Origin of the sequence: Ensifer sp. YR511 (genome assembly GCF_900103045.1) — a bacterium.
GTDB classification, from domain to species: Bacteria; Pseudomonadota; Alphaproteobacteria; order Rhizobiales; family Rhizobiaceae; genus Ensifer; species Ensifer adhaerens.
Genome location: NZ_FNGR01000035.1, coordinates 1 through 23,148 on the forward strand (window position 1 = coordinate 1; position 23,148 = coordinate 23,148).

Here is a 23,148-nt window from a genome sequence, read left to right on the forward strand (position 1 = left end):
GTCAGAGGCAAAACCCATTGACTTGATGAGCTCGATGCAGGCGATTGCCGCCGCACCCGCACCGTTGCAGACGAGCTTCGTCGTCTTGAAGTCGCGGCCGGTCAAGGCCAGCGCGTTGATGAGGCCTGCTGCGGCGATGATCGCCGTGCCGTGCTGGTCGTCGTGGAACACCGGGATGTCCATGACCTCGCGCAGCTTCTGCTCGATGATGAAACAGTCCGGCGCCTTGATGTCTTCAAGATTGATGCCGCCGAAAGAGGGCCCGAGGAAACGCACGCAGTTGATGAACTCGTCGACGTTTTCGGTATCGACTTCAAGGTCGATGGAATCGACGTCGGCAAAGCGCTTGAACAGCACGGCCTTGCCTTCCATGACAGGCTTTGACGCAAGCGCGCCGAGGTTGCCGAGGCCGAGAATGGCCGTGCCGTTCGAGATCACGGCCACCATGTTGCCGCGCGTCGTGTAGTCATAGGCGGTGTTGGGGTCCTCGGCGATCGCCTTCACGGGGACTGCAACGCCCGGAGAATAGGCAAGCGACAGGTCGCGCTGGGTGGCCATCGCCTTGGTGGGAGAAATCTCCAGCTTTCCGGGACGACCCTGCGAGTGAAAATCGAGCGCTTCCTGCGCGGTGACTGTGGTCGTCCGCGTCGACGTAAACTGCAGCATTTATCACCTTCCCTGAAAGCCTTTGACTTCAAACAGCCAGCCCAAACGACAGGTGCTTTGAAGGCAAGGCTTCAATCGTGACAAGCGAAAAAGCCGTAACGACAACTGATGAAAACTCAAAACGGGTTAGGCCAGATCGTGCGTTATTCATACGAATGATAATCATCAAATCAAAATTCAATTAGATGATGTCGATGGCCTCACTAAAGTTCTCTTCAGCGCAAAGCGAAGAGGAGGACAGCAATGACAGTCGGACAAGGGCAATTTACCTATGACCTCGAGCCAAACTGGGGGACATTGCCTCCAGGGGTCACATGGAACATGGTCAGTGGCGTAGCAGAGAATTCCCGCGGAGAAATCTACGTCTTCCAGCGTTCAGAGACGCCGGTCTTGGTATTTGATCCTGACGGTCGTTACCTCAGGGGTTGGGGTGCGGGTATCTTCACGACACCCCATAGTCTCAACATCGGGCCTGATGACTGTGTCTACCTCTCCGATGATCGTGATCACACCGTGCGAAAGTTCACCCCGGATGGGGAACTCCTGATGGTGTTGGGGGAGGTCAACCAGGCGTCTGATAGCGGTTATCACGAGACACGTTCCCCCGTCGTGACCCGTGCGGCCGGTCCTTTCAACCGGCCACAGGGCACGGCGCTTGGTCCGAACGGCGACATTTATGTGGCCGATGGCTGCGGCAATGCGCGCGTGCACCGCTTTTCCCGCGAAGGTGACCTTCTGACATCCTGGGGGCAGCCCGGTGCACAACCCGGAGAATTCGCGGTACCGCATGCTGTCAGGGTGCTCGAAACCTTGCAAGGGCTCGGTGTGGCGATGACCAGTGGGACAATGTTCTTCAAGGCCGGACTTACGGCCATGTGGGATCTTCTCGTCGATATGAAGGAGCGAGGAATGTCCCCACTTTATGAGTATCAGGAACAAACTCGAAGCCACCCGCTCGGAAGCTTCGGAGGGTTTGATCTGGCAGGTTTCCCTGAAGTTGCCGAGCTTGAGAAGAAATATCTCGACGCGGAAAGGCTGCAGAAATACGAAAACTCGATCGGTCTTTATGACCCACGGATTGGCAACAGCACGTCTCCGTGACGGAAGAAGAGCTTCGTATCGCCCGTTATGGACTTGCCACGGCCGTGCCGTTGCTATCCGCGCAGACATGCTGGTCCCAGGTTTCCTTCGCGTCGTTGAGGAGCCAGTCTCGGAACTGGTTGAATTGCCTCGTGTGTCTCGGGGCCCTCGGGTAGATCAGATAAAAGTCGCCCTTCAGCCTCACGCTGTGATCAATGGGCGTCACCAGTCGGCCGGCTGCCACATCGGGCTGAAGGAACTCTTTGCGCCCGATCGCCACTCCGGCCGACTCGATTGCCGCGCGGTACGCGAGACCATCTCCTTGCAGGGTGAGCTTCTTTCCAAATACGACATTCTCTACCCCTGCCGAGCTTAGCCAGTGATACCAATCGTCGAGACGCGTCGTGGTGAACAGAAGCGTGTGGCCGAGAAGGTCTGCGGGCCTTTCGATGGGCCCGTGTTGCTTGAGATATTCGGGGCTGCATACAGGGATAATACTGGTGCCCATGAGAAAGTGCGATTGCCATGGCTCGAAAGGACCGGTTCCAAACCGTATCGCCAGGTCCGTTTCAATGGGGAGCGGTTCATCCGAGCGCCCCCCGGTCAGCCGCACTTCTTGGCCCGGATACATGTCCTGGAAGTCAGCAAGTCGAGGCACGAGCCATTGCCGCATGAACAAGCGCGAGCACCAGACATTGAGAGGGCTCTGGCTTCGCTCCGAAAGCAGTTGCTTGGTGCTCTGTTCCATTAGCAAAAATGCAGCTCTCATCGCCTCCTGATAGGGCTTCGCCTCTGCACTGACCTCGATGCCATTGTGAACGCGAACGAAGAGAGGAAAGCCGAGGTATTCTTCGAGCGTCTTGACCTGGCGGCTTATCGCGCCTGGTGTGACATTGAGTTCGTTGGCGGCGGCAAGAAAGCTCTCATGGCGAGCGGCCGCCTCAAAGGCTCTCAGAGGGTTCAATGGCGGGAGTTTCATGAGGTCCGTCTAGGTTATTTAGGTGAATCAAATATAAATACCGACGGCAATAGCACAAGATTGAATTGAGAAAATGTCAATCAGGAGGGACGAATTCTCGTTTGCGAGCGGGTCAGCCGGGGGCGTACATTCGCAGGAATAACAGTCATCGATCATAAATCGGCAAATTGGCTGGATCGAGTGCGACCCTTACTGAGGAGTTGGGATGCACAAGGATCCGACGGGGGAGGTAGAGGATGAACCGTCCAGTTCTCAGGCATCACAAAGCAATGCGTCGGGTTGCCGACGCATGTGCACGCGCCTGACAGCACGCTCGGCCGGATAACGGCCAGAACACTCAAAATCGCAAACAGCCTTCACCGTCGGTCCGCAGGGCCGCGAGCGAGGCCTCATACCCAAAAAAGATGGAGACCCGAGTTGGTTACTTTGAAAAACCGCGTGAAGAGCAACTATAAGCAAAACAAGGTCAATTACGGAGTGCATGTCAAAGTACCCGCTCCAGCCCTTGTTGATGTTGCCGCAAACGTGGGCTCCGACTTCGTCAAGTTCGACCAGTATCATACGCCTTTCGGCGTTGAGGCCCTCTATGGGATGATCGCAACGGCCCGAGCTGGCGGCATGACTCCTTGGATCCGCTGCCGAAACGATGCCTACGAGATCATGACGATGCTGGATCTTGGCATTGAGGCGATTTCGATCCCCAATTGCCGATCGGTAGACGACGCGCAGGCCGCAGTGGCTGCCACACGATACCGACCCGCCGGTGTGCGCGAGTCCAACCGTCCGGTTTCCCGACGCGGCATGACTGACGCCGACTACTTCGAATGGGCCGCGAACGAGCTGCTCGTTTGCGTCTCGATTGAAGACAAGGATGGCCTGGAGAACTACAAGGACATCGTCAAGGTCGAGGGCGTGGACGTAATTGCGACCGGGCGCGGCGACATTTCGCTTGCGCTCGGCGTCCCCAATGATCGCGACAATCAAGACAAGGTGATCGAGGCACAAAAGCGCGTCCTGTTTGCTGCGCTTGAGGCCGGTAAGGAAGTCTCCATGACCTATCCTTGCACGCCGCGCGGCATGGATGAGGCAGCCTGGTGGATCGAACAGGGCGTGCGGATCATCACCTTGGAAACCGAGCATCGAATTCTCGCCCGGACTTACGGCTCTGCGTTCGATCAACTCAAGGCTGGTTCGCGTCAACAGACGGGGACCTGATCGAAGACGAAATCGGCAAAACAAATGAAGGAATTTTAAGATGGGGTCATATGCCGCGAGGCGTATCCTTAGCCTTCTGCCAATCCTGTTTGGCATTTCGGTCGTTGTCTTCCTGATCATGCGAATGTTGCCTGGCGACGTGGCTGCGATGATCTTGATGGGCGGCGACGAGGAGGGCAGCACGGGCGCCAGTCGGGAAGCGATCGAAGCACTTCGCGTTCAACTTGGACTCGATGTGCCGCTTTATCAGCAATATTTCGACTGGATTGGTGGACTTTTCACGCTCGACGCCGGGACCTCGCTTTGGAGCGGTCGTCCGGTTTTCGCCGAAATCGGTGAGCGCTTGCCGCTAACCATCGAGCTGGCCGTGTTTGCTCTTGCAATCTCACTGATCATCGCGGTGCCGATCGGGATCTTTTCCGCTCTGAAGCAAGACACCTGGGTCGACTATCTTTTCCGGGCCATAAGCATCGGTGGCCTTGCGCTTCCAAGCTTCTGGATTGGGACGCTGCTGATCCTTGGCCTGACGGTCTGGTTCAATTGGACTCCGCCGCTCGGCTATGTGTCCTTCGCCCAGGATCCCTGGATCAACCTGCAGCAGTTGTTCTGGCCCGCACTTGTGATCGGCTATTCGAACGCTGCCATCATCAGCCGAATGACCAGATCCGCGATGCTTGAGGTGCTTCGCGAAGACTACGTCAGAACAGCCTGGGCAAAGGGTCTGAACCTACGGTCCATTCTGACCGTTCACGCCCTTCGCAACGCCTTGCTGCCTGTGATCACCCTGGCCGCGATCGAACTTGGAAACTTGCTCAGCGGTACGGTTGTGATGGAGACGATCTTCACATTGCCAGGCATCGGCCGCTACTTGGTCGACGCCATTTTTCACCGCGACTATCCGGTTGTTCAAACGATCATCGTCCTCATGGGCGTGCTCTTCGTGGTCCTCAACCTCGTCACCGATCTTCTTTACGGGGTGCTCGATCCCCGAATCCGATATGAGTAGGAGTCGCAAATGGCCGTCATAGCTGACACCAGCCACACTGCCCCCAACGCAAAGCCTGGCATTTTTCGCAAAGCAATAAAGCTCGCGCGGAAGAAACCTCTCGGTGCAATAGGGGCGCTGATTATCCTCGGGTTCTGCCTCGTGGCGTTGTTTGCGCCACTGCTCGCTCCCTTCGACCCGATGAAGATAGACTCTGCGAACCTTCTCATGCCGCCGAATCTGACGAATTGGTTCGGTACGGACGAGTTTGGGCGCGACATTTTGAGCCGACTGATCTGGGGTGCCCGCATTTCGCTTTTCGTTGGCCTGTTGGCCGTGACCTTGGGAACGACAACCGGGTCGGTTCTCGGTCTGATGAGTGGATACTTCGGCGGCAAGCTCGATGCCATCATCCAGCGCGTCATGGACACTCTGATGGCGTTCCCGATGCTTGTTCTCGCCCTGGCAATGGTGGCGGCACTCGGGTCGAGCATCAGAAATGTGATCATCGCGCTGGCCGTGGTGATCATGCCGAACGCGGCACGCGTCATCCGGTCTGCCGCGCTGGCGGTGAAGGAAAAGCCATTCGTCGAAGCTGCGCACAACCTCGGGCTTTCGACGTGGCGCATCCTGTTCCGGCACGTCCTTCCCAACTGCTTGGCTCCATACATCATTCTGGCCACCGCTGGCCTTGGCAGTGCCATCTTGTCCGAGGCATCGCTGAGCTTCCTGGGACTGGGAACCCCGCCGCCTGAGCCTTCGTGGGGTGCCATGCTCAGCGGCAAGACCCAGCGGTACATGACCGAAGCGCCGTGGCTAGCCATCTTCCCGGGTCTTGCGATCACACTGGTTGTCTTCGGCTTCAATTTCCTCGGAGACGCACTACGCGATCTTCTCGACCCCAGGCTGCGTTCCAGATGAACGACATGACGAAAATGGAAAGGACGTCCACCTCGCCGGAGGACCAAGCACCGTATGCTCGAGCTCAATCAAAAGCCACGCCGCATGAAGTTTCTGGCCGCCCTGCAACACCGCAATTATCGGCTGCTGTGGATCGGCACGCTCATTTCACATACCGGCGATTGGCTCGATCAAATTGCCTTGAACTGGCTTGTGCTGGAGCAGACGGGATCGGTCTTCTATCTCGGCATGGTCAATCTATGCCGGGGCCTTCCGATCCTGTTCTGCACTTTGATTGGCGGCGCCATGGCAGACAGGATGGAGCGTCGCAAGCTGATGATGCTGACCCAGACCGCGAACATGGTTCTGGCGGCTCTGCTCGCAGTCATGGTCTTATCCGGCAACGCTCCGCTCGTCGGCATTCTATTGGTCGCTACTATGAGGGGCGTGGTTATCGCCTTCAATCTGCCGGCTCGCCACTCGCTCATCTCGGAACTCGTTCCGCGCAACGACCTTCCGAATGCCGTCGCGTTGAACACAATGACCATGAACCTGACCAAGGTGATCGGCCCGTTGCTCTCAGGCGCAATCATCGCGCTTTTCGGGACGGCCGCGTGCTTTCTCGTCAACGCGGTCAGTTTTCTGGCCGTGTTGTGGACCCTGGCTGCAATGCAGTTTCCGCAGGAAACGCGGGTCAAGGACGGTCCGGCAAAGGAAGAGACACTCGCCCAGAGCATCGGCTCAGGCCTCAAGTTCGTCGTCGGTCACCGAGTTATTCTGCTTCTCGTGCTGGTCGCGATGGTGCCCACGTTCTTCGGTCAGCCGTATATCAATCTGTTGGCGGTTTTCGCACAGCAGGTGTTCCACTCGGGGCCCGTGGGACTCGGGATCCTCACGGCGTCGGCTGCTTTCGGTTCAGTGATAGGCGCCTTGCTCATGGCCAACATGCCGAGCCTTTTGACCCGCGGCTTGTCTATGCTTGTCTTCCTGCTGGGGTTCAGTCTCGCCCTTGCCCTGTTTGCAATCAATCCGTCGGAGCGGCTTGCCTCCGTACTGCTGATTGCCGCCGGAGCAATGTACATGAGCTACAACGCAACCCACGCGACGCTGCTTCAGATGACTGTCCCGGACAATTATCGCGGGCGCGTTCTGAGTACGTTGTTTCTAAATCGCGGTCTTGTTTCGCTGGGTACCGCCTTCTCCGCCACCGTGGCGTCTCTGATGAGCCCACGTGTCGCATTTCTCATCATGTCCGCCGCCATTTTGGCGTTCGCGCTCGGTCTGCTTCTCCTGACGCCGGCGATACGAAGGCTTCGGGTTTGAATTCGGCAATGCCGAGGGAGGTAAGTTGCAATGTCTAATCTTTTGGATGTTCGAAACCTACGTGTGGAATTCCGCCTCGAGCGCGGGGTCGTGCGTGCGGTAGACGATGTCTCTTTCAGTCTCAAGCGGGGGGAAACCCTTGGAATTGTTGGCGAAAGCGGGTCGGGTAAGAGTGTCACGTCGCTGGCCATCATGCGGCTGGTTCCAAATCCGCCGGGCGGAATTGCCGGCGGCGAGATCTTGTTCGACGGCAAGAACCTGCTGGACCTGAGTGAGAACGAGATGCGTCGCATCCGTGGCAAGCGGATCGCGATGATCTTTCAGGATCCGATGAGTTCCCTCAATCCCGTGCTTACCGTCGGTCGGCAGATAACCGAGTCCCTGAGGCTTCACATGGGGATGAACGGTCGCTCGGCAGAAGTCAGGGCGACAGAGTTGTTGGATCTTGTCGGAATTCCCAGCCCCAAGAGACGGCTCAAGGAGTACCCGCACGAGTTCTCCGGCGGCATGCGCCAGCGCGTGATGATTGCGATGGCGCTTGCCTGCGATCCAGAGCTTTTGATTGCCGATGAGCCTACGACGGCTCTTGACGTAACCATTCAGGCACAAATTCTCGAACTGATCGGCGAAATCAAGAAGGAACTCGGGACCGCGGTTATCATGATCACACATGATCTCGGAGTGGTTGCCGGCATGGCGGACCGCCTGCTTGTCATGTATGCCGGAAGGGTCGTCGAGGACGCCCAGACCGACAGAATTTTTGACGATCCTCGGATGCCGTACACGATGGGGCTGCTGTCCTCCATTCCCCGGCTTGATCACTTGGTCGATGAACCGCTCATCCCGATCCCTGGGCTGCCACCGGATGTTACCCGCCTCGGAAACGAGTGCCCCTTTAACGCTCGCTGCCGATACATGTCGCCAGGTCTGTGCGACACACGCATCCCGCCGCTACGCGACGTCGCTGAGGATCACAGGGCCGCTTGCCTCTTCAACGCGGAAGAGTTGAGCGTGCGCGGGCCCATAGCCAACATTTCGGAGGGAGCCCGATGAACATCCAGCCCCCTAACTTCGCGGCTGAACCGCTCACGGAGCAAGCAATGCTGCATACGACTGAAGACCAGACTTCCACCGCAAAAGCCGCTGCCCCCGTGCTTGTTGAAGTCCAAAACATGCGGGTTCATTTCCCATTGAGAGGTGGGATTCTCGGACGCCCAACGGGAGAGGCCATCAAGGCCATCGATGATATCTCCTTCTCCATCTACGAAGGCGAAACACTCGGTCTGGTTGGAGAGAGTGGTTGCGGAAAATCGACCACGGGCCGGGCCATCCTGCAATTGCGCAGGCCGACGTCGGGTAGCGTTCACTTCCAAGGGCGGGATTTGGCATCTGCGTCTGAAGAAGAAATGCGAAGCATGCGTCGTGAAATGCAGATGATCTATCAAGATCCATATTCATCGCTCAATCCCCGCATGAGTATTGGTGATGCCATTGCCGAACCCATTCGTATTCATGGTCTGCGCAAGGGCAGCGCAGCTATCGACGAGCGGGTTCGAGAGCTGCTTGAGCTGGTCGGACTCGCGCCCGATTTCGCACAGCGGTATCCGCATGAATTCTCCGGTGGGCAGCGTCAGCGCGTGGGTATCGCGCGAGCTTTGGCAATGGAACCCAAATTCCTTGTCTGCGACGAGCCCGTTTCGGCGCTGGACGTCTCAATTCAGGCTCAGGTCATCAACCTGCTAGAGGATCTGCAGGCTCGGCTCGGCTTGACCTATCTCTTCATCGCGCACGGTCTGGCGGTGGTCAAACATATCAGTGATCGCATCGCCGTGATGTACCTTGGGAAGATCGTCGAGCTCGGCAAGGCTGCTGACCTCTATACGGCGCCCAAGCACCCCTACACGCGATCGCTGCTTTCGGCTGTTCCGATTCCTGATCCGAAGGTGGAGAAAACGCGCAAACGGATCATCCTGCAAGGCGACATCCCGAGCCCGCTCAATCCTCCGTCAGGATGCCGATTCCACACTCGGTGCCCCATGGCGACGGCAAAGTGCGCCGCACAGGAACCTTCGTTCTCTGAGGTGAGCCCCGGGCATTATGCCGCCTGTTGGCGCAGTGACGAGATCGACGAAATGGATGCGATCGCTCATTCCGAGCATCACTTCCTTGGGGTGCGCGCATCGGAGGGCAGCACACGTCTTTGAAGTAGCGTGAATTTGCGAAGCGGCTGGGAGGGCGCAGAGTGGTTTACAAAATTGATCGTCGTGACTTCTTGTTGAGTGGTGTGGCTGCCGGCCTGATCGGGGTGGCAGCCGGCACAAGCGATACCAGGGCGACGAAGGCGCCCGTCCCGCGCAGCGGGGGCGTGCTCACGGGCAAGCTTTCGGGAGACCCATCGAGTTTCGACGTTGTTTCGAGCACGAGCTCGCTCACATTGAGCGTCATCGCACCGTGCTACAACAGCCTCGTCATGTTCGACTCCGAAGCACCGGATCGGGTAATCGGTGATCTGGCGCGCAACTGGCGCGAGGAAAACGGCGGTCGCAGATACGTCTTCAATCTGATTGAAACTGCCAGGTTTCATGATGGCGTTTCCTTGACGTCGGAAGACGTAAAGTACTCTTTCGATATCATGCGCGCCCCGCCAGAGGGAAAGACGAGTGCGCGCAAGGACCTGCTGGAGGTCATTGAAGCGGTCTCCACGCCGACCGAGCATACCGTCGTCTTCGACCTGAAACGAGCGTCACCTTCGTTTCTAAGCACACTTGCCATCGGCTGGATGCTCGTGATGCCGAAACATGTGATGGAGGCCCGCGGCAATGACCTCAAGGAGACGGTCATCGGGTCTGGACCCTTCAGGCTGAAAAACTACACCCGGGGCGTTGGTGTCGAGCTTGTCCGCAATGAAAGCTATCATCAACCGGGGCGTCCCTATCTTGATGCAATCAAGCTCTTCGTCGTTCCAGACCCGGCCACGGTATACGCAAACTTCACCGCCGGACGGCTATTTTTCTGGGACAATATCGAAGGCAGTGATGCGCGGCGCATTCAGTCGGAGTTGGGCGACGCGGTTGTTGTCCAGAAGGCGATCGGCCTGTCTACCGAAGGCATCTCGATCAACACCAAGAAATCGCCCTGGTCGGACAAGAGGCTTCGACAGGCTGTGAGCCTGGCGCTTAGCCGGGAGGAGGCGGTGCGCGTCATCCTCGGTGGTGATGGTGTGGTCGGCGGGCTTATGCCTCCAGGACAATGGGCACTCTCCGACCAGGAACTCCTCACCGTTCCCGGTTACGGGAGAGATACGGAAGCTAACCGTGCCGAGGCGAGGCGTCTGTTAGCCGAGGCCGGGTTTCCCCAGGGGCTGTCTGCAACCATCACCGCGAGGAAGGCAGGGATCCATGAAGCCCGAGCCGTCTTCGTGCAGGACCAGCTCTCAAGAATCGGTGTGAAAACAAGGATCGATTTGCAGGAAAGCGCTGCATACTTCGACAATGTCGAGGCTCGGAACTTCGAATTGCTTACTGATGGGCTCGGTGCAGGGATCAACGATCCCGACGCGTTCTTCGGTGATTTTCACACCTGTCACGGAACGAGGAACCAGTCGGCAGCATGTGACCCGGCCGTAGATGAAATCTACAACGAACAGCGACTGCTCGCCGATCCGGGGTCCCGGCGCGAGCAGGTAAAGCGGATGGAGCTCGCCGCTCTAAATCAGTTCGGATGGATCGGGCTTTACTGGAAGACACGCTTCCTTGGGATGTCATCGAAAGTGCACGGGATGGTGCTCCATCCGCAACCGGACAATGCGCGGCGCCTTCAGGATGTCTGGCTGAGTGAGGCGTGACAATTTCACAAGGGAGGAAATGCAAGATGACAGTTGGCAAAGGCTCGCTTCAATACCGAAAGGTGGACGGTTGGGGCGAACTACCGGGAGGCGTCACCTTCGACAAGATCAGCGGGTTGGCCGTTGATTCTCGAGACCGCGTGTACCTGTTCGCGCGCACCCCAAATCCGGTTCTGGTCTTCGAACAAGACGGTGCGTTTGTCGGTTCGTGGGGTGCCGGTGTATTCACACGGGCACATGGCATTTACATCGACGCAGACGACAATGTGTTTTGCGCAGACGACAAAGACCACACCGTCCGGCAGTTTACGACGGACGGACGACTTATCCGTACGTGGGGCGAAAAGGGCGTCGGCTCAAAGACCGGGTATGATGGGAAAAGCCCCGAAACGATTGTTCGTTCAGCCGGGCCATTCAACCGGCCGACAGGGATAGCCAAAAGCCCGAATGGCGAGATGTTTGTCACTGACGGCTATGGCAACGCTTGCGTGCATCGATTCGGTCGCGGCGGCGAACTCTTGCTTTCATGGGGCTCGCCAGGAAGCGGTCCAGGTCAATTTCACTCACCGCACTGCCTCAGAATCGGCCGGGACGGTCGCGTTTATGTCCTGGATAAGGAAAATTCGCGCCTGCAAGTGTTTACGCAGACCGGAGAACACCTCGCGACTTGGGGGGATCTGAACCGACCCAACGACATTTTTATTGACGCATTCGATCGAATTCACGTCTTGGAGAGCCCCGGACAGATCACCGTTTTCGACTTGAACGGCGGAATAATCTGCCGCTGGGGCAGGGATGAGCCCTTCGCCGAGGACGGTGAACACCTCAAACGGGCGCATACTATGGCGCTGGACTCCAAGGGATGCATTTACGTCGCTGGATGCGCGCTGGACTACATTGTCAAGTATGAGCCGGTGGGTGCGTCTCGATCGAAGCGCTCAGCGCAAACCATCGGCTTGTTCGAAACTCTGTAACTCTTTCAGGAGGGGGTGGGAACGGCCTTTCTCCGTCTAAAGAAGCTGCGCGTTCAGGACCTGTTTCTGAGCGCGCTTTTTTTGCATGGGTGTATGACCCGGCAATCTGGAAAATCGGTGAGGCATCCAGGATGATTTGAGTTTCGCCGTGACGATGACGCCGCGCGAAATTCACACAAAGGGAATCCGGGGACCTAGGCTGTCCCACGGGCCTCGGAGCAGCGTGGTTGCATCGTTCAAAAACCGGCTTCAGCCTTGTTGACGGCCGCAAACAGCCCCGCAATCGATAAAATTGCGGGGCAGCTTTTCTTAGAAGTTGCGCTGCAGGCGGACGAAGCCCGAAACGTAGTCGCGGTCGGTCGTAGCTGTCAGGTCTTCCTGATTGTACTGAACCGATACGCGGCTCGCGAGACCCTCGGTGATCGCGTAGTCGAATGAAACGCCGGCGCGCCATTTGTCGAGATCGTTGTTGAAGTCGTTGCCGGTGCGCAGGCTGTCCCAGTACTGTACGCCAGGGGTGATCTTCAGCTTGTCGGTGGCCTTGTAGGCGTACGATGCCGCGACGGACCATTCCGATGCGCGCCAATAGGTGTTCGGATCGGAAGCCCAGATGCCGGCAACCTGGAGGGTACCCGGGCCGAGCTTAGCAGAGAGCAGGGCGCGGATTGCGCCTTCTTCCCACTCGGTGTCGTAGCCGCCGAGCAGGTCGAATGAAACATCACCAACCGTAGCCGAGACAATACCTTCGAAGCCGAGACCGTTGCTCTTGGTCGACTGACCCTCGAGTTCGTCGATTGCGGCACCCGCCTGGAACGAACCACCGTCATAGAGGTAGGCGATCGAGTTGAATTCGGTGACGTTGCCGATCGTGTCGGTTTCACCGTTGATACCCTTATCCCACCAGCTGTAGAAGAAGCCGGCCTTCAGGCCGCCGAGCTGAATGTAGGCTTCATCGACGTCAATCATGCTGTCGCCGAAGTCGGTGTCGTTGTCGGCGTTGAATTCGGCGGCGAAGAAGCCGGTAAGCGTGCCGTATTCGGTGTCGCTCTTGGCGTCGAACGAGATGTACGCGCGCGAGAAGGCATCCCAGTCAGACGTGCCGGCAGCGCCCCAGCCCTGGCGTTTGTTGACTTCGTCCGGACCGAACGAGGTCTGGAAGCGGATGAAGCCGCCGATCTTTAGGCACGTCTCCGTGCCTGGGATGTAGAAGTAGCCGGTGCCGAAAGCGTCGCAAACGCGAACATATTCCATGGGCTCCGGCTCGGCTGCGACGATTGCGTCGGCTGCATGGGCGCCGGAAACTGCTGCAAGCGCAGCAGCGGAGCCGAGAAGAAGGCTTTTGATAGTCATACGGTTGGTCTCTCTATTAGGTTAGGCAAGGCCCGGTGCAGGCGTGATGACTTCACCGGTTTGCTCGCTCGCGCTGCGGCGTACAGTCCATCCAACACTGGTGGGCAGCAGAAATATAATTATCACTAAGTATTTCCATTACTGATCGTTATCGTGTTGGCGACAATTGTGTCGATAAGTTATTGTTTGATTTGTGATATTTACGTGACTAAAGTTGCGTCGTAATTTGTACAATGATGATTTTTCAGTAGTATTCAAACTTAATCGCTAAATGTAAGTTGCAAAATCAAATACGAAGAGGATTTATGCTGATTGTCAATTGAAATAGACTTGAATATGATCTAGGGACTACTTGCCTTCAAGAGAAGGGGGGCACTCCAGTGCGGCGCCGCCAGAGTTACATAACTGGCGGCGCCATACTGTTGGGACGTCCCGTCCCATTGCGACTTCAGCTCATCTGGTCGTTGCGCCAGATCCGACAGGAATTTGCAGGGATGTCCTGGTACTCGGGCTTTCCGTTGTACTGTTGGAAGTTCCGCTCCCTTCAATCAGTCGGTTCTTCGTCCGGCTGGCGCGTGAAGCGAAGCGCGTTAGAGGGGCTAATGCCGTAGGCGTCTTTGTAAAGAACCGAGAAACGCCCGGGATTAGAAAATTGAAGGCTCTTTGCCAGGTCCGATATGCTTCTAGTCCGTCCGGCCGTGATCTCGCTGTGGGCGGCAGACAGCCGATAGCTGCTCAAGACGGAGATGGGGGACGCCCCGCGATAGGTACGAAACATTCTTTGCAGCGCGCGCGGGCTGCACCCCACGAAGTCGGCAAGATCCTCGATCTTGACGGGATTTAGGAGATTGTTCCGCATAAAGGCCTCGGCTGCCTTAAGTTGGCTTGGAGCATCAAGTGAGCTTCCTTGATCAACTACCTCGGCTAAGCTGTTGGGCAACTGCACAAGCAGCTTGACGAGCGCCAGGTTTTGATAAGCTGCGGCAAGTTTCGGTTTTACCTCGGGAGAGGCCGAGGCAAGGTCCGTTGCGGCCTGGCACAGTATATCGTAGAAGCCCTGGACATCGGTGCGACAAGCACTGATGGGTGCGAGCGAAAATCCCGAAACGTATGGGCGGTTAGTCAGGTCTTCGAAACGCTTGCGCAATGCAGGCTCAGGTATCTGGAACCCTAGCCACGAACTCTTCGATTGAATTACCAATCGCTTCCCCGCCGTCTCGCTGATAGCAGCAATGTGGCCTGCAGGTATTGACAAGACCCGTCGAGCAAACCGATCGCTGACCTCAATTCCGCCCTCCCGGACAAAAAAGACACTGATACGGGCCTCATCGCGACGGACCGTCGCCATGAGTGGTACAGAATGCTCTACCCTGATGAGTGAGGCGGCGGCAAACCTCTGGGATCTGTAGGTAAGCGCGCAATCCCCGGACGAAGTAGAGGCGGTCACCCATCTCCAATTTGGTTCGACCATCTGTAGACTGCGAAGAATTGATTCGCGACAGTTGGCCTCGAAACTGTCCGGGGCCGTTTGACGCGTTTCGAACGCGACCATCTGCCATCCTCTTTGGAACTGAACGGACTGCTATTTTGATCGACTGATGGCGTGGGGGATGGCGCACCGCGTCAATGATGGGGGCATTACCCGGCGCCTGCCGCTCAATAGAAGCGGTTTCAAGATCGAAGGCGGTACTTGCGCAAAAAGCCGCCATGATCGTGCATCTCGTCGCCAAGATAAAGATTTCCGAGAGAGTCGACCGCCAGACCGTGTGCTCGATGCAAAATCTCTGATGGCTTTATTCTATCGTCCACGCACCGACGACCCCAGCGGCACACCAGTTCCCCTTCTGGAGTGCGGATATCGACCTGACCCTTTCCGGTGGAATAGATGAAGTCGTTCCTGTCACACTGAATAGCGTTTGGATGCACGACTTCCGGAATTACCTGGAGGAGATCTCCATCCGGCGAAAAAACCTGCAGTCTGTCGTTGCTTCGATCTGCGACAATTACTCTGCCCTTGCTGTCGAGGCATGCGGCGTGGACGGTTTTGAATTGACCGGGATTGCTGCCAGGGGCACCCCAGGAACGGGTCCAGCGACCATTGCGATCAAATCGATGGAGTTCGGAGTTTCCGTAGCCGTCGGCAATGTACATCGTACCGTCGGCGCTGAATGTGATGTCGGTCGGAGCGTTGAACATCGGGCCTTCAGTTTCTGGCGTCAGCCTGCCATCGAATTCGGTCACCCGGCGCTGGCCGGACTTGCCCCACGTGCGGACAAGCTCGCCATCGAATGTGAAACTGTGCACGACATGGGCCTTGTCGTCGGCGCAATAGATCAGTCCGTCCGGTGACAGGCCGATGCCGTGAGGACGCAGGAAACGCCCTTCGCCCCAGGCTGTGATGAGCGCACCGACCTGATCGAAGATTCTGACTGCTTCGCCGGCACGGCAGAAGGCGTACACACGGTCTTCTGCGTCGCACGCAATGCTGCTTACATAGCGGACGCGATCGCCGTTGGGCATTTTCCCCCAGTTTTCGTCCAGATCATAGGAGAATTGCCCCTGTCCCACGGTCATTTTCTATCCCCTCCCACTTGCTTGCCTTGTCGCTTGTTTCGATGTTGATCCTTAGTGAAGGATCTCGGACAGACCCTCTTCGAAGAGGGCCGCCTCGGCTTGCCGCGTTTGCGCTTGCCTATCATTCGCCGGCCAAAGGTCCTTCATCGAAGCGATCAGCTGCGGAATGACCGCGAAGTTGCCGGAGTTCATTTCGTGGGCGATCTGACGCATGGCCGCCACGCTCTCGCCTTGGTCACCGAAACGAACGCCACGGTTCCAGGCCAGAGAAACAAGTGCTCCGAGCCCATTCGGACCCAGCCGCCACGAGTTTCCAAAAGATCGCTCAACCATTCCTGTGATCCGCGGCAGCAGACGGTAGCGGTGGACCCACAACGCGTCTTCCCACTCGATCCGCATTTCGATGCGCTTGAAGAGGTCCGCAAGCGCGCCTTTGGAGCGCTCACCCGTAACCCCGATCTTTCCTTCGAGGCGATGAATGAGCATTTCGTCGATCCGCGACCGCCAATCGGAAGTCAAAAGCGCACTGGTCGTGTATCCGACGTCATAACCAATTCCGACCGTGATGCCGGCTTCACCACCGGGCCAATGCGGTCTTGCATGGCGCGCTTGATATTGATCTTCGTCGCCGACCGAAGCTTTGACCGTCAGCGTGACTGCGGCTTCCGAAATTGGTGTCGCTGATGGTTGCCAGCAAGCCCGATCAGGCCGATCAAGCTGTGATCGCCACCATTGCCAACCCTCGCGGCACACCTGGCCATTCTCGCCCACCTCAACTCCTCCCTATATTGATGCAGGGACCGAGCGATAGGATTGGACGGCAGACGCGTCAACGCAACAAATCTCACGCAAGACGGAGTTTTTGTAACGTCACTCCAGACTTTACATTTCCTCATTCAAGGACGAGTTATTGTGGGTTTTTGCAAGCTTTGGCCCGTTCTATTACTGCTCTCAGCCGCCAAACGTTGCGGTTTCCTGGGAGGAGAAAATGGAAACCTATTATCTTAAATCTCGCCGCCGATCTTTCCTCGGCGCAGCCCTGATCAGTCTGGCGGCGCTCTGCCTGCCATACGAAGCGGGCGCCGCAAATGCGTCTGAGCCCGAAAAGGGCGGAACTCTGACGTTCAATTTTCAGTCTGATCCGCCGAACTTCGATCCTCTATCCAACTCTACTTCACGGACCCTCTACGCGATCGCGCCGTGCTACAACAGCTTGATCAAGTTTGATCCAATGGATCCGAAGAAGATCGTGGGAGATCTTGCGAAGAGCTGGGTCGTCTCGCCAGATGGCAAGGAGATCGTCTTCAAGATCGTTGACAATGCCCATTTTCACGACGGACACCCACTCACTTCCGCGGACGTAAAGTTTACCTTCGACCGCATTCGCAACCCGCCTGAAGGTGTCGTAAGCGTTCGAAAATCTGCGTTGGCAGCGGTTGATGAAATTACCACGCCAGATGACTACACAGTTATCTTCAAACTGAAGCAGCCGTCGCCCTCGCTTCTCACCAACTTGGCGACTGGATGGATGTTGATCATCCCGAAACACTTCGTTGAGGGTGGTGGTGATCTCAAGAAGACCGTCATGGGCTCCGGCCCCTTCAAATTTGCGAGCTATCAGACGGGCGTCAGCGTCAATCTGGTCCGCAACCCCGACTACCACGTCTCCGATCGGCCCTATCTTGACGGGATCACGTTCTACATCGTGCCCGATCCGGCGACCGTCTATGGATACTTCCGCACCGGGCAGATCCACGTCTATGAGAGCCTGCAAGGCGAGGATGGCCGACGCGCAGAGAAAGAATTCGGCGATAAAATTCTCGTCCAGGGCACGCCTTCCTATGGGTTTAGTTCGTTGGTGTTCAATGCCACCAAGGCTCCGTGGAATGATCCTCGAGTACGGCAGGCTTTGGATCTAGCGATCGACCGTCGCGAAGCCCTCAAGGTGCTACGTCAGAATGACGGCTACCTGGGTGGTCTCATGCCGGCCGAAGGGGTATGGTCTCTGTCTCAGGAAGAGCTTGCTTCGCTTCCGGGCTTCGGTACCGATCGTGCAGCAGATTTGACGAAGGCTCGCAAGCTGCTGGAGGAGGCGGGGTTCGCTGACGGACTTGAGGCCAAGCTCATGACGAAGCGGGGCGCGTCCTACGAAGCGCTTGGGGTGTTTCTGACCGCCCAGCTTGCAGAGGTCGGGGTCAAGGCATCCCTTGACTTGCAGGAAGATGCCTCGGCTTACGACAATCTCACAAGCCACAAGTTCGAAATCGCCGCATGGGAGCAGACAGTAAACGCGGATGATCCGGACGCAGTGCTCGGGGAGCTCTATACCTGCGATGGCGGGCGCAATTTCTCGGGCATTTGCGACAAAAAGGTCGATGACCTGTTCCAAAAACAGACCGTCGAACTCGACCAGGCCAAGCGGCACCAACTCGTCAAGGAACTCGAACTGAGCGCCATGAGCAATCTGGACAGGGTCGTGCTCTTTTGGCGCAAGAGCTTCCTTGGGCAGTCGCGCCGTGTTCATGATCTGCTGCGTCACCCACAGATGGACAACAACAGGCGTATGGAAGACGTCTGGCTGTCGTCGGAGTAACCCTCCCAAGGCCGCGCCGCAGGATGCTCGCCAAGGTGGGCATCCTGCGGGGGGGGAGTTGACGCACCCTCTTCGTGGCCATTCCCAAGATCAAATCGCAGCTGGACGGTGAATCCGAGCGCGCGTTAGCGTGACGCACCGCCAGCGTCGTTAAACCGCCAACATGGGTACCAATGCAATGACAGAGAAGAAGTCCACAGTCCTGCGTCGCCTGATCGAAGCCGAGGAAATCCTGTTGCGACCGGGCATCGCGATCGCAATTCACGCTCAGATCGCCGAAGCACAAGGCTTTAAGGCGGTGGGCCTGTCGGGCGCCAATATGGCGGCCCACGTTCTTGGAATGCCCGACGCAGGTCTGATTACCCAAACGGAAGTGGTCGAAAACGCCAGACGCGTCTGCAACGCTGTGAAAATCCCGGTCATCGTCGATTGCGATACCGGCTTTGGCAACGCGATCAATGTTCGGCGAACGGTTCGAGATATTATTCAAGCGGGGGCCGCCGGCTTGTTTTTCGAGGATCAGGTGGCGCCCAAGCGCTGTGGCTTCGTTAAGGGGAAGGAACTTATCTCGCTTGAAGAGGCCGTGGGGAAATACCGCGCGGCGGTCGATCTCCGCAATGAGCTCGATCCTGATTTCGTTCTCATCGCTCGTACCGACGCGAGAACGGCCGTTGGGGGCGGCATGGACGAAGTTATCCGCCGGGCAAGGGCCTACCGCGCCGCTGGCGTCGATATGCTATACATAGAGGCACTGCAGTCGATTGAGGAAATTGAACGCGTTCGGGATGAAGTGGGCGGACTGTTCACATGTACGGCTCGCGCCATCGAGCCGCAACTGACTCTTCAGCAGATGCAGGACCTTGGCCTTTGCATGACGAGCGGCACCATGTACTTCAAGGCGGGCCTTGTAGCGATGTGGGACATGCTCGGGGATATGAAGACGCGAGGAATGGATCCCTACAATGAGTTTATGGACAGGGTGAAGGATCATCCGCTTGGCGGGTTTGGAGGGTTTGATCTTTCCGGCTTCCCAGAAATCGTGGAGATGGAGCGGAAATATCTCTCGGCCGAGGTGCTGGCAAAATACGATAACACTATTGGTCTTTACGACCCTCGCGTGGGCCATCACGCGTCACCTCGTCGAAGCTGACCATTTTGACAAAACAGGCCATACAAGCACCCGCCCGAAGCGGGTGCTTTTTTGTTTAACCTGGCACAAGTTCGTTGATCCAATCGACCGCCGAGATCAGTGGAACGCAGAGCGCGACGCATCCAATCCGCCATTGGGCGGCTTCTAGCGTCCATGGATCGGGCGAACTTCGAGCGTAGTGACGTGATTTTCGCCTCGGTGGCAACATCACGCTTGGCAGATCAGGGCACGATCTCTATTCACGAGACCTGTAGTTCTGTTTTGCATTTTTCTCCGTACAAAACGCGTGTTAATCGCTTGTTACAATGGCCTCAAAAGAGCGAAAAACGAGGAGACAAAAATCGAGGAACACGACAGTGAACGAAGTTCGAATACTGGCCGCGACCGGAATGCTGGGGGCGGGATTTTCGGAGAAATCATTTGAGCGCGGTCTGAGCCTTCTGCCGCACGTCATCGCCTGCGACGGAGGGTCGACCGACGGTGGACCGACCTCGCTCGGCGAGGGATCGGGTACTCACCCGTCAAAGAGCCTGAAGCGCGATCTGCGGATCATGTTGCGAGGGCGCGATCGGTTGAAGATTCCAATGATCGTTGGCTCATGCGGTACTGCCGGCGGGGATGCCGGCGTGGAGCGCGTGAAGAGCATCGTGCTTGAGATCGCGAGGGAAGAGGGGCTGTCGTTCAAGCTCGCGGTCATTCGAAGCGAGCAGGACGTTCCATATCTGATCCAGCGCTTCAGAGAGGGAAGGATCCTGCCACTGGCGAATGCTCCCCAGATCGATGAACAGGTTTTCGATCGCAGTACGCACATTGTCGGCATGATGGGCCCGGAGCCTATTCAAGCGGCCCTCGAAAGTGGAGCCGACGTGGTCCTTGCGGGCAGGTCCTCGGATACATCGCTGTATTCCGCCTATCCCCTCCTTCAGGGGATTTCTCCTGGACCGGTGTGGCATGCGGCCAAAACAATCGAGTGTGGCGCGTCCGCTTCCGTCAACAGGAAGAGACCCGACAGCATGTTTGCTTGGATCCGGCAGGATCATTTCGAAGTCGAGCCCCTTGACCTCGAAAACTATGTAACGCCACAGAGCATCGCTTCCCACACGCTCTATGAGAACGCTGATCCGCATCTGGTCACTGAACCAAGCGGTATCATCGATTCTTCTGCGGCGCGCTACGAGCAGGCGTCCGAAAGATCAGTGCGTGTCTATGGGTCCACGTTCAGGCACTCCGAACAATACACCATCAAGCTCGAAGGCGCCGAGTTGGTTGGATATCAACATGTGATCATTGGTGGCGTCCGCGATCCCTATATCTTGCGCCAGCTGGACAGTTGGCTTGCGAACATGAAAACGAAGATGCAGGAGCGGGTGCAGGAGATTTTCGGAGGGTCTGTTGGCCCTTCGGACTACTCGATCCATCATCGCATCTACGGCCGTGACGGCACGATGGGAAAACTTGAGCCAAACCCGGAAACACCGGCAGAAGTCGGATTGGTGTTCACGGTCACCGCCAACGAGGAAGCCGTAAGCGCAACGATCGCAAAATCGTTTGCTCACCTCGCGGTTCACTATCCGATCCCGGAATGGGGCGGCCTTATTACTGGGATCGCCTACCCGTACTCGCCGGCGGAAATCAACCGCGGCGCGGCGTATCGTTTTAACTTGAACCACGTTGTCATCCCTGACGACCCTTATGAAATGTTCCCGATTTCTTATCTGGAGGTGACAAATGGCTGAGCTTGGAACCCTCGCGCGACTTATTCGATCCAAGAACGCGGGTCCGTTCGACCTGACCTTCGACATCATGTTCGATGGCAGGGAGAACTATGAAAGGGTGGTCCGCTCAGGTGCGCTGTCGGCATCTATTTTTGCCGAGATGTATCGTGTACCGGTCGAGACGGTCCGCTTCTTTGAGCACGACGCCGCGCTGGCGATCAAGATTTCCATCCCGCGCCCTTACGGACAATGCGATGCCGGTGACGGCGATTGTTACGGCGGCCAGCAATACGGGCCACTGGTGACACTCGAAATCGAGTAGACTAGCGCCATGGGAGATGGCGCTTCCAAATAGATCTGGGAGGATCTCAGCATGAAACGGAAACTTGCGGCCGCTGTTGCTGCCACCGTGCTTTGCGCAGCAACATATGGACCTACGAACGCGGCATCGCCCGAGCCTCTTCTTGAACATTGCCGGACTATCCGGATGATCGTTCCCTATACAGCAGGCGGTGGCGGCGATGTGGGCGCGAGACTTTTGGCCCCTGAGATGTCCGCCATTCTCGCCATTCCGGTGCAAGTCGAGAATGTGCCGGGGGCTGGCTCTCAAATTGGCATCACTCAATTGTCGCATGCAAAACCCGATGGCTGCACGATCGGATGGACGCATCTTCCGGCAGCCATCACGATCTACCTTGACAAGTCTCGCCAGGCCGCCTTCGACCGCAAAAGCCTTGTCCCGATCGCCATGTATGTCATCGATGGAGGCGGGATAGCCGTAAAGGCCGACTCTCCTTACACCACGCTGAAGGATCTGATCGAAGCCACAAAGGCCTCGCCTGGCACGATCTCCGTTTCCGATAGTGGCGTCCTGAGCGAGGGGCATCTGCTGTTGGAAAAGCTGACCGATATCTCCGGGGCCCAGTTTAATATCGTTCACGGCGCTGGCGGAGCGGAAGGCATGGCTGACCTTCTCGGAGGCCACGTCCATGCGATGACGATGAACCTTGGCGGAGCCAATGTGGAGTTGGCGAAAAGCGGGCAAATTCGACTTCTTGCCGTATTTACAGACAAGGAGCTTGAAACCTACCAGGGCGTCAAAACTGCGTTTGAACAGGGATATCCGATGACTTCCGCAACAAGTCGAGCGTTGAGCGCGCCTGCTGGAACACCCGTGGAGATCATTCAGGCGCTGTCGGCGGCTGTAAAGAAAGCCATGGACGCTCAAGCCCTTCGTGATAAGGCGGCGAAGCTTGGGTTGAGCCTTCACTATCTCGATTCCGACGAGACGGCCAAGTATTGGGATGAAATGGAGAACCAGATAAAGCCGGCGGTGGAGGCTCAGGTTTCAAAATGACCGTGCATTCGCACCTGCTCCTGAAACGGTACCTTGCCCCCCTCGCGCTGCTTGCGATCGCAATTTGTGCCGCTTGTCTGTCGCACGGCCTGCGGATCTGGAGCGAGACGGGCCCGGGTGCTGGTCTTTTTCCATTTTCCGCATCGTGCGGAATTGCCTTGATGTGCCTGGTCTGGATGGCACAGGCCAGTTCCGATGCCAGTGCAAGTGTACGCTTTGACCGATTGGGATCGATCGTTTGTCAACTGGCGCTACTGGGTCTCTTCGCCTTCGTGATGAACACCCTTGGGTTCATCGCTGCCGCTGTGCTGGTTGTGGCTGGCACAGCTCTGCTGACTGGCGAGAGGAACTGGATCGCAATCGCCCTGCTAAGCGTCGGAACTGCCTTTGGCGTCCAGTATCTATTCGGTGTCCTCGGTACACCGCTGTAAGTTAGGAAACTG

Annotated in this window: 20 protein-coding genes and 1 pseudogene; 15 read left to right on the plus strand and 6 right to left on the minus strand. The window is 57.1% G+C overall.

Annotation, left to right across the window (positions count from 1 at the left end; all coding sequences use genetic code 11):
* Positions 1-666 (minus strand): annotated as a pseudogene (locus BLU15_RS32645) (malic enzyme-like NAD(P)-binding protein); the annotation flags it as partial.
* A gap of 243 nt (positions 667-909) precedes the next feature.
* Between BLU15_RS32645 and BLU15_RS32650 the strand changes: the two are divergent.
* Positions 910-1,767, plus strand: a complete 858-nt coding sequence (locus BLU15_RS32650) for an NHL repeat-containing protein (protein WP_090301097.1) — start codon at positions 910-912, stop codon at positions 1,765-1,767.
* 25 nt (positions 1,768-1,792) lie between these two features.
* Here the strand turns inward: BLU15_RS32650 and BLU15_RS32655 are convergent, their stop codons facing one another.
* Positions 1,793-2,725, minus strand: a complete 933-nt coding sequence (locus tag BLU15_RS32655) for a LysR substrate-binding domain-containing protein (RefSeq protein WP_090301100.1) — start codon at positions 2,723-2,725, stop codon at positions 1,793-1,795.
* Positions 2,726-3,142: 417 nt separating this feature from the next.
* On the opposite strand from BLU15_RS32655, the gene BLU15_RS32660 reads away from it, so the two are divergent.
* From BLU15_RS32660 to BLU15_RS32695, 8 genes are read left to right on the plus strand one after another with little or no spacing between them, the layout of a single operon-like run.
* On the plus strand, positions 3,143-3,940 hold the full coding sequence (locus BLU15_RS32660) for an HpcH/HpaI aldolase family protein (protein WP_176960427.1): 798 nt from the start codon (positions 3,143-3,145) through the stop codon (positions 3,938-3,940).
* 40 nt (positions 3,941-3,980) lie between these two features.
* The gene (locus BLU15_RS32665; protein ID WP_090301103.1) at positions 3,981-4,946 is read left to right on the plus strand and encodes an ABC transporter permease; all 966 of its coding nucleotides are present in this window, start codon (positions 3,981-3,983) and stop codon (positions 4,944-4,946) included.
* 9 nt (positions 4,947-4,955) lie between these two features.
* The gene (locus BLU15_RS32670) at positions 4,956-5,846 is read left to right on the plus strand and encodes an ABC transporter permease (RefSeq protein ID WP_090301105.1); all 891 of its coding nucleotides are present in this window, start codon (positions 4,956-4,958) and stop codon (positions 5,844-5,846) included.
* Positions 5,847-5,900: 54 nt separating this feature from the next.
* Positions 5,901-7,148, plus strand: a complete 1,248-nt coding sequence (locus BLU15_RS32675) for an MFS transporter (protein ID WP_090301107.1) — start codon at positions 5,901-5,903, stop codon at positions 7,146-7,148.
* A gap of 30 nt (positions 7,149-7,178) precedes the next feature.
* Entirely contained in the window at positions 7,179-8,201 is a 1,023-nt protein-coding gene (locus BLU15_RS32680; protein ID WP_090301109.1) for an ABC transporter ATP-binding protein, read from the plus strand.
* 47 nt (positions 8,202-8,248) lie between these two features.
* Positions 8,249-9,352 carry an ABC transporter ATP-binding protein gene (locus BLU15_RS32685; protein ID WP_090301183.1) on the plus strand — a complete coding sequence of 368 codons (1,104 nt, stop codon included), beginning with the start codon at positions 8,249-8,251 and terminating at the stop codon, positions 9,350-9,352.
* 38 nt (positions 9,353-9,390) lie between these two features.
* Positions 9,391-10,992, plus strand: coding sequence for an ABC transporter substrate-binding protein (locus BLU15_RS32690; protein WP_090301111.1), 1,602 nt, complete (start codon positions 9,391-9,393; stop codon positions 10,990-10,992).
* A 26-nt stretch (positions 10,993-11,018) separates the two neighbouring features.
* A complete protein-coding gene (locus BLU15_RS32695; RefSeq protein ID WP_090301113.1) occupies positions 11,019-11,966 on the plus strand; it encodes a peptidyl-alpha-hydroxyglycine alpha-amidating lyase family protein in 948 nt (315 codons plus the stop codon).
* A gap of 309 nt (positions 11,967-12,275) precedes the next feature.
* On the opposite strand, the gene BLU15_RS32700 is transcribed toward BLU15_RS32695, so the two are convergent.
* The 4 genes from BLU15_RS32700 to BLU15_RS32715 all read right to left on the minus strand — a co-directional run bounded on the left by BLU15_RS32700 (position 12,276) and on the right by BLU15_RS32715 (position 16,661).
* Positions 12,276-13,316, minus strand: a complete 1,041-nt coding sequence (locus tag BLU15_RS32700) for a porin (RefSeq protein WP_090301115.1) — start codon at positions 13,314-13,316, stop codon at positions 12,276-12,278.
* 544 nt (positions 13,317-13,860) lie between these two features.
* On the minus strand, positions 13,861-14,868 hold the full coding sequence (locus tag BLU15_RS32705; protein ID WP_090301117.1) for a helix-turn-helix transcriptional regulator: 1,008 nt from the start codon (positions 14,866-14,868) through the stop codon (positions 13,861-13,863).
* Between the two features lie 119 nt (positions 14,869-14,987).
* Entirely contained in the window at positions 14,988-15,890 is a 903-nt protein-coding gene (locus BLU15_RS32710; protein ID WP_090301119.1) for an NHL repeat-containing protein, read from the minus strand.
* A gap of 51 nt (positions 15,891-15,941) precedes the next feature.
* The gene (locus BLU15_RS32715) at positions 15,942-16,661 is read right to left on the minus strand and encodes a lysozyme family protein (RefSeq protein ID WP_090301121.1); all 720 of its coding nucleotides are present in this window, start codon (positions 16,659-16,661) and stop codon (positions 15,942-15,944) included.
* A gap of 217 nt (positions 16,662-16,878) precedes the next feature.
* Here BLU15_RS32715 and BLU15_RS32720 point away from each other — a divergent pair, with 217 nt between their 5' ends.
* From BLU15_RS32720 to BLU15_RS32745, 6 genes are all read left to right on the plus strand, one after another.
* On the plus strand, positions 16,879-18,483 hold the full coding sequence (locus tag BLU15_RS32720) for an ABC transporter substrate-binding protein (protein ID WP_090301123.1): 1,605 nt from the start codon (positions 16,879-16,881) through the stop codon (positions 18,481-18,483).
* Positions 18,484-18,661: 178 nt separating this feature from the next.
* Positions 18,662-19,633 carry an isocitrate lyase/PEP mutase family protein gene (locus tag BLU15_RS32725; protein WP_176960429.1) on the plus strand — a complete coding sequence of 324 codons (972 nt, stop codon included), beginning with the start codon at positions 18,662-18,664 and terminating at the stop codon, positions 19,631-19,633.
* Between the two features lie 356 nt (positions 19,634-19,989).
* A complete protein-coding gene (locus BLU15_RS32730; protein ID WP_210187486.1) occupies positions 19,990-21,369 on the plus strand; it encodes an acyclic terpene utilization AtuA family protein in 1,380 nt (459 codons plus the stop codon).
* Positions 21,362-21,670 (plus strand): DUF4387 domain-containing protein, encoded by a 309-nt coding sequence (locus tag BLU15_RS32735; protein ID WP_090301128.1) that lies wholly within the window; start codon positions 21,362-21,364, stop codon positions 21,668-21,670. The genes BLU15_RS32730 and BLU15_RS32735 overlap by 8 nt, the downstream gene beginning before the upstream one ends.
* Positions 21,671-21,721: 51 nt before the next feature.
* Positions 21,722-22,705, plus strand: coding sequence for a tripartite tricarboxylate transporter substrate binding protein (locus BLU15_RS32740; protein WP_090301130.1), 984 nt, complete (start codon positions 21,722-21,724; stop codon positions 22,703-22,705).
* Positions 22,702-23,136, plus strand: a complete 435-nt coding sequence (locus tag BLU15_RS32745) for a tripartite tricarboxylate transporter TctB family protein (protein ID WP_090301132.1) — start codon at positions 22,702-22,704, stop codon at positions 23,134-23,136. Before BLU15_RS32740 ends, BLU15_RS32745 begins: the two co-directional genes overlap by 4 nt.
* Positions 23,137-23,148 lie beyond the last annotated feature (12 nt).

Bases quoted from the DNA above. Each gene is read 5' to 3' on its own strand.
- BLU15_RS32705 (WP_090301117.1), bottom strand. From the start codon at position 14,868: ATGGTCGCGTTCGAAACGCGTCAAACGGCCCCGGACAGTTTCGAGGCC.
- BLU15_RS32650 (WP_090301097.1), top strand. From the start codon at position 910: ATGACAGTCGGACAAGGGCAATTTACCTATGACCTCGAGCCAAACTGG.
- BLU15_RS32735 (WP_090301128.1), top strand. From the start codon at position 21,362: ATGGCTGAGCTTGGAACCCTCGCGCGACTTATTCGATCCAAGAACGCG.
- BLU15_RS32680 (WP_090301109.1), top strand. From the start codon at position 7,179: ATGTCTAATCTTTTGGATGTTCGAAACCTACGTGTGGAATTCCGCCTC.
- BLU15_RS32720 (WP_090301123.1), top strand. From the start codon at position 16,879: ATGGAAACCTATTATCTTAAATCTCGCCGCCGATCTTTCCTCGGCGCA.
- BLU15_RS32745 (WP_090301132.1), top strand. From the start codon at position 22,702: ATGACCGTGCATTCGCACCTGCTCCTGAAACGGTACCTTGCCCCCCTC.
- BLU15_RS32670 (WP_090301105.1), top strand. From the start codon at position 4,956: ATGGCCGTCATAGCTGACACCAGCCACACTGCCCCCAACGCAAAGCCT.
- BLU15_RS32695 (WP_090301113.1), top strand. From the start codon at position 11,019: ATGACAGTTGGCAAAGGCTCGCTTCAATACCGAAAGGTGGACGGTTGG.
- BLU15_RS32740 (WP_090301130.1), top strand. From the start codon at position 21,722: ATGAAACGGAAACTTGCGGCCGCTGTTGCTGCCACCGTGCTTTGCGCA.
- BLU15_RS32710 (WP_090301119.1), bottom strand. From the start codon at position 15,890: ATGACCGTGGGACAGGGGCAATTCTCCTATGATCTGGACGAAAACTGG.
- BLU15_RS32685 (WP_090301183.1), top strand. From the start codon at position 8,249: ATGCTGCATACGACTGAAGACCAGACTTCCACCGCAAAAGCCGCTGCC.
- BLU15_RS32655 (WP_090301100.1), bottom strand. From the start codon at position 2,725: ATGAAACTCCCGCCATTGAACCCTCTGAGAGCCTTTGAGGCGGCCGCT.
- BLU15_RS32675 (WP_090301107.1), top strand. From the start codon at position 5,901: ATGCTCGAGCTCAATCAAAAGCCACGCCGCATGAAGTTTCTGGCCGCC.
- BLU15_RS32725 (WP_176960429.1), top strand. From the start codon at position 18,662: ATGACAGAGAAGAAGTCCACAGTCCTGCGTCGCCTGATCGAAGCCGAG.
- BLU15_RS32665 (WP_090301103.1), top strand. From the start codon at position 3,981: ATGGGGTCATATGCCGCGAGGCGTATCCTTAGCCTTCTGCCAATCCTG.
- BLU15_RS32700 (WP_090301115.1), bottom strand. From the start codon at position 13,316: ATGACTATCAAAAGCCTTCTTCTCGGCTCCGCTGCTGCGCTTGCAGCA.